This window comes from Burkholderia sp. Bp9016, from assembly GCF_003857765.1.
Taxonomy (GTDB): Bacteria; Pseudomonadota; Gammaproteobacteria; order Burkholderiales; family Burkholderiaceae; genus Burkholderia.
In genome coordinates this window covers 1-13,133 of sequence record NZ_QTPY01000042.1, presented here as the reverse complement: position 1 = coordinate 13,133, position 13,133 = coordinate 1, and the positions used below count along the sequence as shown (strand labels likewise).

Annotated in this window: 11 protein-coding genes and 1 pseudogene; 4 read left to right on the top strand and 8 right to left on the bottom strand. The window is 66.4% G+C overall.

Annotated features, from left to right (window positions below; all coding sequences use genetic code 11):
- Positions 1-18: 18 nt before the first annotated feature.
- From DIE13_RS30785 to DIE13_RS30775, 3 genes are all read right to left on the bottom strand, one after another.
- Positions 19-1,326, bottom strand: a complete 1,308-nt coding sequence (locus DIE13_RS30785; RefSeq protein WP_124830776.1) for an MFS transporter — start codon at positions 1,324-1,326, stop codon at positions 19-21.
- A 164-nt stretch (positions 1,327-1,490) separates the two neighbouring features.
- On the bottom strand, positions 1,491-2,384 hold the full coding sequence (locus DIE13_RS30780) for a DMT family transporter (RefSeq protein ID WP_124830775.1): 894 nt from the start codon (positions 2,382-2,384) through the stop codon (positions 1,491-1,493).
- Positions 2,385-2,581: 197 nt separating this feature from the next.
- Positions 2,582-3,535 (bottom strand): LysR substrate-binding domain-containing protein, encoded by a 954-nt coding sequence (locus tag DIE13_RS30775; protein WP_124830774.1) that lies wholly within the window; start codon positions 3,533-3,535, stop codon positions 2,582-2,584.
- A gap of 127 nt (positions 3,536-3,662) precedes the next feature.
- On the opposite strand from DIE13_RS30775, the gene DIE13_RS30770 reads away from it, so the two are divergent.
- From DIE13_RS30770 to DIE13_RS30755, 4 genes and pseudogenes are all read left to right on the top strand, one after another.
- Positions 3,663-4,682 (top strand): NAD(P)-dependent alcohol dehydrogenase, encoded by a 1,020-nt coding sequence (locus tag DIE13_RS30770; RefSeq protein ID WP_124830773.1) that lies wholly within the window; start codon positions 3,663-3,665, stop codon positions 4,680-4,682.
- 198 nt (positions 4,683-4,880) lie between these two features.
- The gene (locus tag DIE13_RS30765; protein ID WP_011356207.1) at positions 4,881-5,171 is read left to right on the top strand and encodes a co-chaperone GroES; all 291 of its coding nucleotides are present in this window, start codon (positions 4,881-4,883) and stop codon (positions 5,169-5,171) included.
- Between the two features lie 12 nt (positions 5,172-5,183).
- Entirely contained in the window at positions 5,184-6,824 is a 1,641-nt protein-coding gene (gene groL, locus DIE13_RS30760; protein WP_124830772.1) for a chaperonin GroEL, read from the top strand.
- Between the two features lie 175 nt (positions 6,825-6,999).
- Positions 7,000-7,281, top strand: a pseudogene (locus DIE13_RS30755) (LysE family transporter); the annotation flags it as partial.
- Between the two features lie 93 nt (positions 7,282-7,374).
- Here DIE13_RS30755 and DIE13_RS30750 read toward each other — a convergent pair.
- The 5 genes from DIE13_RS30750 to DIE13_RS30730 form a co-directional block, all read right to left on the bottom strand.
- Positions 7,375-9,387: a family 2A encapsulin nanocompartment cargo protein cysteine desulfurase gene (locus DIE13_RS30750; protein WP_124830771.1), complete on the bottom strand. Its 2,013-nt coding sequence runs from the start codon at positions 9,385-9,387 to the stop codon at positions 7,375-7,377.
- Positions 9,362-10,294 (bottom strand): family 2A encapsulin nanocompartment shell protein, encoded by a 933-nt coding sequence (locus DIE13_RS30745; protein ID WP_096500367.1) that lies wholly within the window; start codon positions 10,292-10,294, stop codon positions 9,362-9,364. Before DIE13_RS30745 ends, DIE13_RS30750 begins: the two co-directional genes overlap by 26 nt.
- 134 nt (positions 10,295-10,428) lie before the next feature.
- Positions 10,429-10,650 (bottom strand): helix-turn-helix domain-containing protein, encoded by a 222-nt coding sequence (locus DIE13_RS30740; RefSeq protein WP_006749621.1) that lies wholly within the window; start codon positions 10,648-10,650, stop codon positions 10,429-10,431.
- Entirely contained in the window at positions 10,647-11,606 is a 960-nt protein-coding gene (gene epsC / locus DIE13_RS30735; protein WP_124830770.1) for a serine O-acetyltransferase EpsC, read from the bottom strand. Before epsC ends, DIE13_RS30740 begins: the two co-directional genes overlap by 4 nt.
- A 28-nt stretch (positions 11,607-11,634) precedes the next feature.
- The gene (locus DIE13_RS30730) at positions 11,635-12,105 is read right to left on the bottom strand and encodes a rhodanese-like domain-containing protein (protein ID WP_124830769.1); all 471 of its coding nucleotides are present in this window, start codon (positions 12,103-12,105) and stop codon (positions 11,635-11,637) included.
- Positions 12,106-13,133: the final 1,028 nt, after the last annotated feature.

The window sequence follows — 13,133 nt, the reverse complement described above, 5'->3', positions numbered from 1 at the left end:
ACCGCGCATCTGGCGTGCTCATCCGGCACGCCGCTCAGCCAGCGGCATCGCCCGCCGCGATGCAATCCGCAACCCGAGCACGCCGCCGACGAGCAGCGCCACGGCGACCAGCAGCAGCGCGAGATCGTACGAATGCGTCACGTCCTTGATGTGTCCCATCACCGGCGGCAGCGCAAGCCCCGCGATGTTCGCGACCGCGTTGATCAGCGCGATCGACGCGGCGGCCGTGAGGCCCGATACGTATTCGGTCGTCACGGCCCAGAACACCGGCGTCGCGGCCCAGTTGAATCCGACCGCGAACACGAGCAATGCATACGCAACGGGCAGCATGGGCGTATAGATCGCACCGGTCAGCAGCGCACCGGCCAGCAGCATCGGCACGCCGAGATGCAGCGCGCGTTCGCCGCCGAGATCCGAATGCCGGCCGTTCAGATACATCGCGATGCACGCGAACAGGAATGGCAGTGCGGACAGGCTGCCGACCGCGAAGCTCGATTGCCCCGACAGGCTCTTCACCAGCAACGGCAGAAACAGCGTGAGGCCGATCGTGCCGAAGGCCTGCAACAGCCAGAACGCCGCCAGCGCCCACACCTTGCCGTCGCCGAACGCGCGCCGCAATGCCGCGCCGTGCGACAGGTGCTCGCGCGGCGCGCCGTCGCGCAGCGCCGCTTCTAGCCACGCGCGCTCGTCGGCCGGCAGCCAGCGTGCATGCGCGGGCGTATCGGGCAGCTTCCGCCATACGACGATCCCGAGCAGCAGCGCGGGCACGCCTTCGAGCAGGAACAGCCAGCGCCAGCCTTCGACGCCAAGCACGCCGTTCAGGTTCAGCAGCGCGCCGGACAGCGGCAACCCGATCACCGACGCGAGCGTCGCGCCGATATAGAAGAACGACATCGCCCGTGCACGATCGCTTTGCGGATACCACGCGGACAGGTAATAGATGATGCCCGGCGTGAACCCCGCTTCGGCTGCGCCCAGCAGCAGGCGCATCGCATAGAGCTGGCCCGGCGTATGCACCGCGCTCATCCCGGCCGCGACGATGCCCCACGTGATCATGATGCGGGCGATCCAGCGGCGTGCGCCGACACGCGCGAGGAATAGATTGCTCGGTACTTCGAAGATGATGTACGTGACGTAGAACAGCCCCGCGCCGAGGCCATACATCTGTGCGCTGAGGCCGAGATCCGCATTCATCTGCAGCGCCGCGACCGAGATGTTCGAACGGTCGATGTATGCGACGAGGTACAGCAGCATCAGAAACGGAATAAGGCGCAGGTTCAGGCGCCGCATCGTCGCGGCGTGCAACTGCGGGACGGCAGCATTCATCGACTTGTCTCCTGGATCGTCTCGCGGGACGGGCGGATGCCGCGCATGATCGCGACATCGTCGCGCCGCGTGAAGCGCGGCGTCATGCGAAGCAGTCTAGGAGTCGCGCGAAATGCGCGTCAATTATCGGGACGCAGTCTCGATATGTGAGAAATACCGGCGAGTTAGTACCGCATCACGAGATACAACCCCGCGGCCGCAAGCGCCATCCCCGGCCACGCGAGCGCACCGACCGTTTCGCCGAGCACAATGAGCGCGATCAACGCGGTGGCCGGCGGAATCAGGAAAAACAACGCCGACACGCGCGACGCCTCGCCGTATCGCACCATCGCGAGCAGCAGCGAAATCGCGATCAGCGAGTTGCAGATCACGAGATACGCGAGCGACCCGGCGAGCCCCGCAGTCCAGTTCACGTGCATCGGTTCGAGTGCGAACGCGAGTGGCGCGGTCACGGCGAGGCCGACGGTGTACTGCACGAGGTTCGCGGTAACCGGATGAACGTCGGTGCCGAAGCGCTTTTCCCACAGCGTGCCGCCGGTGATCGATGCGAGCGCAAGCAATGCGAACACCAGCGCCCACGACGACGACACCGCGACCGACGATCGCGCGAGGATGACGATCACGGCGCCCGCTGCGCCGAGTGCGAGCCCGACCCAGCGCAGCACGCCGACCCGCTCGCCGGCGATCATCGGCGCGAGCAGCCCGACGAGAATCGGCTGCTGCGACGTGACGAGCGCGACGGCCCCGGCCGACATGCCGAGCTTCAGGCTCAGATACGTGAACGAGAAATAGCCGGCCTGCAACAGCAAGCCGACGACGACAAGATTGCGCCATTCGCCACGCGTACGCGGCAACGCGGGGCGCAGCCACAGGAACGGCCCGACGAGCAGCGCGACGACGCACGCGTAGCGCAGCGCGAGAAACGTGAGCGGATCGGCGTCGCGCAAGCCCAGCTTCAGGAACACGAAGCCGCTCGCCCACAGCAGCAGGAACAGTGCAGGGGCGACGCGCAGCCAGCACGGTTGCGGTGTCGCCATCGGCGGATCGCTCGTCGTCATGTGCGCTCGCCCTGGATGGCCTGATGATTGTCTGCACCGCATGCGAACGGGCGCATCATCGACGGATCAGGCGGGATACGGCAGTCGTCACGGTGCCGGCGACGATCACGATCTGCAGTGTCCTGCTCATCACGGCGTGCCCCCGAATAGGAATTGTGCGGTGATCATACGCCGCGTCGACCGATCCTGCGTCGTCGCTACGGAGCGGGCACGACGCGCGGCGGCACGCGCTCGCCGTCAGCGTCGTCCGAGGCCAGCATGCGCGGAATCTCGTCGACGAATGCATCAATGACGACGCGCACCTTCGACGGCACATGCCGCGACGCCGGCCGCACGACGAACACTTCGGCGCCCGACGTGCTCTCGCTGTCCATCACGAGCGCGAGACGGCCGTCGCGCACGTACGGCGCCATCAACCAGCACGGCAGCCACGCGAGGCCCGCCCCGGCCGCGGCCGCGTCGGCGATCGCCTGCAGGTCGTCGAACCGCAGGCGGCCGGCCGGGCGATGGTCGTGCACCGCGCCGTCCGCGCCGATGATCCGCCATGGCGTCGGCTGCCCGCCGCGCGAATACGCGATGCCGACATGCGACGCGAGTGCGTCGAGCCCCGACGGCCAGCCATGACGATCGAGATACGCGCGCGATGCGCAGATACCCATGCGCTGTACGCCGAGCTTTCGGCCGACCAGCGCGCTGGTGTCGGCCAGCGCGCCGATCCGCACTGCGACGTCGAAGCCGTCGTTGACGAGATCGGCGACGCGATCGCTGAACGACACGTCGATTTCAAGTCGCGGATAGCGCTCGACGAGGCGCCGCACGACGGGCGCCACGCATTGCCGGCCGAACAGCACGGGCACACTGATTCGCACGCGCCCGGCCGGCTCGCGCCGGCCCGCGTCGAGCGCGGCCTCCGTCTCGCCGAGTTCGGCCAGCAGCCGCCGGCACTGCTCGTAATAGACGAGCCCTTCGTCGGTCAGGCCGAGCTGGCGCGTCGTGCGCTGCAGGAGCCGCGCGCCGAGACGCTGTTCGAGCCGCGCGACGATCTTCGCGACGGCCGAGCGCGTCATGCCGAGGCGCAGCGCCGCCGCCGCGAAGCTGCCTGACTCCACGACGTCGACGAATTCGGCGACGCCTCTCAGCCGCTCATCCATGTAATTCCGCTCCGGTGGGGTGACAGAGTTGTGTCCACTACGGCAACAATCAGTGGCCGAATTCTCGCCAATGCGTCCCGTCGCGCGACACTATGATAGTCCGCTCTACCTGGAAAAAGGAGTCGACATGCATGCATGGCAAGTCAAACCGGGCGACGGCGTTGCCGGGCTCCGGCGCATCGACGCGACGCTTCGTCCGGTCGGCCCGACCGACGTCGTCGTGAAGATCCACGCGGCTGCGCTGAACTATCGCGACCTGATGTTCGCGCGCGGCGACTATCTCGGCATCGGCACCGACGCGCTGATCCCGGTCGCCGACGGTGCCGGGGAAGTCGTCGAAACCGGTCGCGACGTCACGCGGTTCAAGCCGGGCGATCGCGTGATCAACACGTATTTCCCGCACTGGATCGACGGGCCGCCCACGCAGCGGAAAGTCTCGGGGTCGCCCGGCTCGCATTTCGACGGCGTGCTCGCCGAACGCTTCGTCTCCGACGAAGCCGCACTGGTCGCGATTCCCGCGCATCTCGACTACGCCGAAGCGGCGACGCTGTCGTGCGCGGGCATCACCGCGTGGAATGCGCTGTTCGTCGACGGCGGGCTGGGACCGGGCGCAACCGTCGTGCTGCTCGGCACGGGCGGCGTGTCGATCATTGCGCTGCAACTCGCCCATGCGGCCGGACTGCGCACGATCGTGACCTCGTCGAGCGATGCAAAGCTCGAGCGCGCCCGCGCACTGGGTGCGGACGCAACGATCAACTATCGCGCGACACCCGAATGGCAACATGAAGTGCTGCGCCTCACCGGCGGCGCGGGCGCGGATCTTGTCGTCGAAGTCGGCGGGCGCGATACGCTGCCGCGCTCGATCGCCGCGACGAAAATCGGCGGCATCGTGTCGATCATCGGCGGTCTCAGCAGCTTCGGCGGCCCGGCGCTCGATCTGCTGTCGCTGATCGGCGGCGTCCGGCAACTGCACGGCTTCATGGTCGGCAGCCGCGCGATGCTCGACGACGTCGTGCGACTGGTCGACGCGAAGCGGATCAGGCCGGTGGTCGATCGCGTGTTCGGCTTCGACGAAGCGCCGCAGGCCTACGCGTACCTGCAGTCGGGGCAGCATTTCGGGAAAGTCGTAATTCGCGTCGCCTCGTAACGAAGGAAGGCGGCTTGGGCCGCCTTCTTCCCCCTCCGCCGCTCAACCGCCCCGCCTCGCTCCCCTGTCCATAGCGCATTCGCGCAAATGCTTTTCCGAATCCGTTATTGGATCGCGTCGCCGCGCGTTTTTATACTCGTCAGCACTCTCTGATGAAGAGTGCCAGCCAATTTCGACGCAACAGAACAGGACGAAAAGATGAGCCTACGCCCCTTGCACGACCGGGTCATCGTGAAGCGACTCGACCAGGAAACCACCACCGCCTCGGGCATCGTGATCCCCGACAGCGCCGCTGAAAAACCCGACCAGGGCGAAGTGATCGCCGTCGGCCCCGGCCGCAAGGATGCGGACGGCCAGCGCATCGTGCCCGACCTGCAGGTCGGCGAACGCGTGCTGTTCGGCAAGTACGCGGGCCAGGCCGTCAAGGTGGACGGCAACGAATTCCTGGTGCTGCGCGAGGAAGACATCGTCGCGGTCGTCAATCAATAACGGAGTGCAATCATGGCAGCGAAGGAAATCATTTTCAGCGACGTCGCCCGCGCGAAGCTGACCGAAGGCGTCAACATTCTCGCGAACGCGGTGAAGGTCACGCTCGGGCCGAAGGGCCGCAACGTCGTGCTCGAACGCAGCTTCGGCGCACCGGTCGTCACGAAGGACGGCGTGTCGGTCGCGAAGGAAATCGAACTCGCGGACAAGCTGCAGAACATCGGCGCGCAGCTCGTTAAGGAAGTCGCGTCGCGCACCAGCGATGCCGCCGGCGACGGCACGACGACGGCCACCGTGCTTGCGCAGGCGATCGTGCGCGAAGGCCAGAAATACGTCGCGGCCGGTCTCAATCCGCTCGACCTGAAGCGCGGGATCGACAAGGCGGTTGCAGCGGCCGTCGACGCGCTGAAAAAAATCAGCAAGCCGACCACCACCAGCAAGGAAATCGCGCAGGTCGCGACAATCTCCGCGAACGGCGAGGAATCGATCGGCCAGCGCATCGCCGAAGCGATCGACCGCGTCGGCAAGGAAGGCGTGATCACCGTCGAGGACGGCAAATCGCTCGCCGACGAACTCGACGTCGTCGAAGGATTGCAGTTCGATCGCGGCTATCTGTCGCCGTACTTCATCAACAATCCCGACAAGCAGATCGCCGAGCTCGAGAACCCATACATCCTGCTGCACGACAAGAAGGTCTCGAACATTCGCGACCTGCTACCGGTGCTCGAACAGGTCGCGAAGTCGGGCCGTCCGCTGCTGATCATCGCGGAAGACGTCGAAGGCGAAGCGCTCGCGACGCTGGTCGTGAACAACATTCGCGGCATCCTGAAGACGGTCGCGGTCAAGGCGCCGGGCTTCGGCGATCGCCGCAAGGCGCTGCTCGAGGACATCGCGATCCTGACCGGGGGGCAAGTCGTCGCCGAGGAAACGGGTCTCACGCTCGAGAAGGCGACGCTCGCCGAACTCGGCCAGGCGAAGCGTATCGAGGTCGGCAAGGAAAACACGACGGTAATCGACGGTGCGGGCGACGCGAAGAACATCGAGGCGCGCGTGAAGCAGATTCGCGTGCAGATCGAAGAGGCGACGTCCGACTACGACCGCGAAAAGCTGCAGGAACGCGTCGCGAAACTCGCGGGCGGCGTCGCGGTGATCAAGGTCGGCGGAGCGACCGAGATCGAGGTCAAGGAGAAGAAGGATCGCGTCGACGACGCGCTGCATGCGACACGCGCGGCCGTCGAGGAAGGTATCGTGCCGGGCGGCGGCGTCGCGCTGATCCGCGTGCGGCAGGCAATTCGCGAGCTGAAGGGTGCGAACGCCGATCAGGATGCGGGCATCAAGATCGTGCTGCGCGCGCTCGAGGAACCGCTGCGCCAGATCGTCGCGAACGCGGGCGAGGAATCTAGCGTGGTCGTCGCGAAAGTCGCGGAAGGCACGGGTAACTTCGGCTACAACGCGCAGACTGGCGAATACGGCGACCTCGTCGAATCGGGTGTGCTCGATCCGACCAAGGTCACGCGCACGGCACTGCAGAACGCGGCGTCGGTGGCCGGGCTGCTGCTGACGACCGATGCGACCGTGTTCGAAGCGCCGAAGGATGCGGCACCGGCCGCCGCGCCGGGCGGCCCGGGTGCGGGCGGGCCGGGATTCGATTTCTGACGATGTGCCGCGACGTGCCGGTTCATCGGCACGCCCGGCGATTCCGAAGCGATGCAACGCGTGGCGACGCAAGTCGTCACGCGTTTTTTTATGGATCGCCCCGCGCACGGGTCCGGCGCGGCGCCCGAAGTAAGATGAGCACTCATTCCGCCGCATCGCCCTGAAAACCATGTACGCCGCGAAAAGAGGCGATGTGGTCAGCATGACGAACCCGAAATCCGTCGCGTTCTACGGCAGTATCTTCGCGTTGAGGGTGCCGGCGCACGCGTCGGCATGGCTCGAACTCACGGTCGTCGCGCGGTCGGTCGGGATCTCGGGCGCGTGGTCTTGCACGATGGCGCTGCTCGCATCGAACCCGTCCGTGCGCCTGCTGCTGACTCGGCGCAAGGCCGTGCTCGATACGACAGCCGGGTTGCCGCTGATGGGGCTCGGCGGAAAGAAGCCGGCGGGGCGCTGATCGGCATCGCGTTCGCGCATCGCTACCAAAAAAGGCCGCCTGTAGCGCCCCGTTACCGGGAGCCACAAGCGGCCTTCTCGCGTGCAGCGCGATTCAGCGGCGCGTCGCCAGCCTCTTCACGACACGCACGAGCGCATCGACTTCATCGCACGTGTTGTAGAACGCCAGCGACGGCCGCACCGTCGCATCGAGCCCGAAACGCCGCAGGATCGGTTGCGCGCAGTGATGCCCCGAGCGCACCGCGATGCCCTCTTCGTTCAGCGCCTGACCGACTTCCTCGGTCTCGTAGCCCTTCAGCACGAACGACAGCACACTCGCCTTGTCGCGCGCGGTGCCGACGAGCCGCACGCCCGGCACCGGCGCGAGCACGCTGGTTGCATACGCAAGCAGGTCGTGCTCGTAGCGCGCGATGTTCTCGATGCCGACGCGGCTCACGTAATCGAGCGCAGCCCCCAACCCCACCGCATCCGCGATGTTGCCGGTGCCGGCCTCGAAGCGGTTCGGCGGCTGCTGGAACACCGTGCGCTCGAACGTCACGTCCGCGATCATGTTGCCGCCGCCCTGCCAGGGCGGCATGTCGTCGAGAATCGCACGCTTGCCGTACACAACGCCGATCCCGGTCGGCCCGTAGATCTTGTGTCCCGAGAACACGAAGAAATCCGCATCGAGCGCCTGCACGTCGACGCGCATGTGCGAGATCGACTGCGCGCCGTCGACGAGCGCCTTCGCGCCCGCGCGATGCGCGAGCTCGACGATCTCCTTCACCGGCACGACCGTCCCGAGTGCATTCGACACCTGCGTCACGGACACGATCTTCGTGCGATCGTTGAGCAGCTTCCGGTATTCGTCGAGCAGCACCTGCCCCGAATCGTCGACCGGAATCACGCGCAGCTTCGCACCCTTCTGCGCGGCGAGTTGCTGCCACGGCACGATGTTCGCGTGATGCTCGAGATGCGACACGACGATCTCGTCGCCTTCGCCGACGTTCTGCACGCCCCACGTCTTCGCGATCAGGTTGATCGCCTCGGTGGTGCCGCGCACGAACACGATCTCGTCCGGCGACGAAGCGCCGATGAAACGCCGCACGGTGTCGCGCGCATGCTCGTACGCATCCGTCGCGCGGCCCGCCAGTGCATGCGCGGCGCGGTGGATGTTCGAGTTCTCGTGTGCATAGAAATATGCGAGACGGTCGATCACGGCCTGCGGCTTGTGCGTCGTCGCCGCGTTGTCGAACCAGACGAGTTGCTTGCCGTTCACGCGCTCCTGCAGGATCGGGAAATCGCGGCGAATCGCGTTCACGTCGAACGGCGGGTGCGCACCGCGATGCAGGGTGCCCCGCGGTTCCGCGGCGTGCGCATCGTCGATGAAGTAACGCGGCACGTCCGCGCCCGACGCGCGCCCAGCCGGCACGTCGCGATGCACGGCGAGCAGGTCGCGCAGCGCGTCGTCGCCCGGCAACCCGAACGCTTCAGGCGACGCGAGCCCGTTCGACGGCACGACGATGTCCTGCGGCGTCGCCTGCCAGCCTTGCAGCGAACCGTCGGTGAAATAGTACGGCGACGCAGCCGGCGCACCCTTCACCGCGCCTTCCGATACTGCCCCGCTCGCCTGCGGCACGCCGAGCGCGGCGCCGCCGACGCGCGGCTCGAATGCGGGCGCGATCGACACCGCGTTGTCGGGCAGCCCGTTCTGCGCGGCCGCATGCGGCGCGAGCGCAGGCACGCGGTTTCCCAGCGACAGCACGTGCGTCGGCGCGGACGGCGCGAGGTTTGCGCCGGGCGCCTTGCCTTGCGGCAGCGCGAGCCCCGGCACGCCGGTGCCCGTGCCGCCCGGCCCCGCGAGCGGCGAGCCGGCGGGCGCCGGGTTGCTCACCGACGCGAGGATCGGCGCGGCCGCCGGCAATGCGGACGGCACGCCGCCGACCGCCCCGCTGCCCGCCGACAGCCCTGGCGCGGTGGCCTGCCCGGGCGGCGTCGCGAAGAACTCCGACGCGAGCCGCGCGAGTGCCGCCGGGTCGGGCAGGCCCGCCGGCAGCGGCGCGTGCGGCAGCGCGAGCGCGTCGCTGCTTGCCGAGCCGGGATTAACGGTAGGTGTCGGGATAGTCATGGTACTTGGCGATTTCGACGTCATCGAGGACAGCCAGCGCATCCGGTGAATGGACCGCGAGCGAGCAGTACAGCGAGATCAGGTACGACGCGATCGCCTGGTTGTTGATCCCCATGAAGCGCACCGACAGGCCCGGCCCCTGCTCGCCCGCGACGCCCGGCTGATAGAGGCCGACGACGCCCTGGCGCTTGTCGCCGACGCGCACCAGCAGAATCTTGGTCTTGCCGTCCGCGACAGGCACCTTGTCCGACGGGATCAGCGGAATGCCGCGCCACGTGAGGAATTGCGAGCCGAACAGGCTGACCGTCGGCGGCGGCACGCCGCGCCGCGTGCATTCGCGGCCGAACGCGGCGATCGCGAGCGGGTGCGTGAGGAAGAACGCGGGTTCCTTCCACACCTTGGTCAGCAGCTCGTCGAGATCGTCCGGCGTCGGTGCGCCCGTCAGCGGGAAGATCCGCTGTTCGTCGGTCACGTTCGCGAGCAGACCGTAATCCGGGTTGTTGATCAGCTGGCTTTCCTGCAGCTCCTTGATCGTCTCGATCGTCAGGCGCAGCTGCTCCTTGATCTGGTCATGAGGACTGCTGTAGAGATCGGAGATGCGCGTATGCACGTCGAGCACCGTGCTCACCGCATTCAGGAAATACTCGCGCGGCTGTTCTTCGTACGGCACGAAGGTCTGCGGCAGCACGCTTTCGTCCTCGAGCTGCGTGCATGCGGCGCGCACGGCCTCCGGGTTCTTCACCTGGTTCAGGCGATAGATGCCGGCCTCGACCGGCACCCATTGCAGCAGATGGGTCAGCCAGCGCGGCGTGATCGTGGAAAGCTGGGGGACGGTCTTGGTAGCGTTCGCTAGTTGGCGGGCGGCGTGATCGCTCAGCGCGGCCGTGCCGCTTGCAACGGTCGACATGTGTGGCTCCGGATTCTTAAGATGAAAAACGGGATTGCTTATGACGCTTGGTGATTATCGGAAGCACGCACCTGCCGGCTCAACATGCTATAGCCGTCACACGGCACAACCGAAGGGGAAAAACCGGGATGCCGTCAGGTGACGTACACCCCGGGCAGCAGCGTCGAGATCGACACGTCGAATGCGCGTGCGATCTTGTCGGCGGTAACGATCGATGCGATCGCCTCGCCGCGCTCGATCTCGCCGACATACGAACGGTTCAGCCCCGCGTGTTCGGCGAGTTGCTCCTGCGACCACGTCCGTGCTTCGCGCAGCTTGCGCACGTTGGCGCCGAAGTGCTGGATCAGGTCGCTCATGTCGTCACCTGCGTGTCGGGCACCGGCTCAGCCGGCTCGCGCCGCGTGCGCGGTGCGGCATTCGCTTCGCTGCGCAGCACGGCCTGCGTGACGTTCGCGCCGGCCGGCACGTCCTGCGTGAGCCACACGTTGCCGCCGATCACCGCGCCGCGGCCGATCGTGACGCGGCCCAGGATCGTTGCACCTGCATAGATCACGACGTCGTCCTCCACGATCGGATGGCGCGCGAGCCCTTTCTCCAGATGGCCGGCCGCATCGCGCGGGAAACGCTTGGCTCCGAGCGTGACGGCCTGGTACACGCGCACGCGCTCGCCGATGATCGCGGTCTCGCCGATCACGACGCCCGTGCCGTGATCGATGAAGAAGCCGCCGCCGATGCGCGCGCCCGGATGAATGTCGATGCCGGTTTCCGCGTGAGCCTGCTCGGCGATGATCCGCGCGAGCAGCGGCAACCCGAGCCGGTACAACTCGTGCGCGAGCCGATGATGGATCATTGCGAGAATGCCGGGATAGCAAAGCAGCACTTCGTCGACGCTGCCCGCGGCCGGATCGCCATGGAACGCGGCCAGCACGTCGCTGTCGAGCAGCCGGCGGATATCCGGCAAGCGCGCGGCGAATGCCTGCACGGCCGTGGACGCCGTTTCGTCGATCCGTGCGTCGGCGTTGCGTTGACGCGCGGCGTAGCGCAACTCCAGCGTCACTTGCGCGAGCAGCGCGTTCAATGCCGCGTCGAGTGCATGGGCCACATAGAAGTTCTCGCTTTCCTGGCGCAGGTCGGGTGGCCCGAGCCGCATCGGGAACAGCACGCCCTTCAGCGCGCCGATGATCTGCGCAAGCGCCTCGCGCGCCGGCAGGTCGCGCCCGCCCGGTTCGAGTGAGCGCCGCTGCTTCTCGCGCCATGCGCGGCGCTCCGTCTGCAGCGACTGAACGATGTCGTCGATTTCGAATGCGGCCATGCCGACTTCTCCCCGTAACGGCCGTGACTCAGTCCTGCGCCCACGGCAGGTCGCGATAGCGCCAGCCGTTCCGGCCGCCGCGATGCTGCCGCTCGTCGAGGTCGCCCTCGAACCCTTCGAGCACGTTGAATACCTGCGTGAACCCGGCCTTCGCCGCGGCCTCGGCCGCCTGCGCGGACCGGTTGCCGCTGCGGCACAACAGCAGCACCACCGCGTCCTTGCCGGTCTTCGCTTCCAGTTCGCGCACGAAGCGCGGGTTGCGCGTCAGGCTCGTGCCGGTCGCCCACGGCACATGCAGCGACTCCGGCACGTGGCCGACGAATTTGCGTTCCTCCGCGGTGCGCACGTCCACCAGCAACGCGTCGCCGGCGGAGAACAGCGCCCACGCCGCTTGCGGCGCCACGCCGCCCGCGTAAGGCGTGCCCGCCGATGCGGCCGCCGCGCGGGCGTCCTCGAGCGCCTGCTGTGCGGCGGTTCGTTCTTCCAATGCAAAAGTCATGACGCTTCCTTGTTCTCGCAGATTCGTATGAACAAACACCCTGGGAATGCGGCCGGTGCAGCTTGCGTGCTGTCTATAGCCGTCAGCCCCACTATGCGAGCGCGCTCGGGGAAGCAGAACCAATAAAAATTCATTTCCTAATCAGCGGCGCGTGAAATGCAATAGCAGAGGACCGCTATTGGGGCGGGGTCGTGCGGGGGATGTGAAGAGATGACCGTTCGATGTCATGCATCGAAGGCTTTTGAAAGGCGTCCGAGCCGTGAAGTCACGAGCGGCGCGCTGCGCGTCGTCATGGAATTGAAACGAGCACTGCAACCGCGAGGATCCGGGTAGCTTTCATGAGCGCGCTCCCTGGAGGAAGTCGGGTATCGATCACCGGGCGCCCGACGCGAAGGTCTGGCACCGAACTTTTGCTGCGTGTCGACAGCAGAACCCGCTCACGTATCCGGCATGTTTCAGCAACATGGCGTCAGCACGATCCGATGCTTCTGAAGCGGCGATAGATCCAGTGCGATACAAACATGCCGGTCTTACCTCGCTTGCACGGACGATAACGATTCAGGCGCTGCAAGGTACAGACGCAGTGTCGTACGCACGCGCGTCACACGACTTCATCACCGGATAACGCACCTGACAGACGAATCGGATCGAGAGGTCGCGCGTATCTACATTCATGAAGCAATGCGAAGCATTCTCGCCTGAAACACATTCTGACAATCCCCGTTCATTGCCACGGCCTTTGCGCGCATTTTTCCGGAATCGGCGTTTTTCCTGTGACCCAAAATCGTTATGCTTGCCGCCTCGTTCCGGTTCTTCATTGATTCGGATACTTATCGATTATTTCGATATCGATCCGATGACGGAGAAACGTATCAGGCCTGTCAAGGAGTCTGGATGACCGATTCATTTCCCGATCCGCGACCGGTAGCGGACACACCCACCGACGAACCGGCCACTGAGGCCGGGTTGCCTGACGCACCTGCGTCGCGCCCTGAACCGCCATCGATCATCGTCGGCCGTGTCGAAGG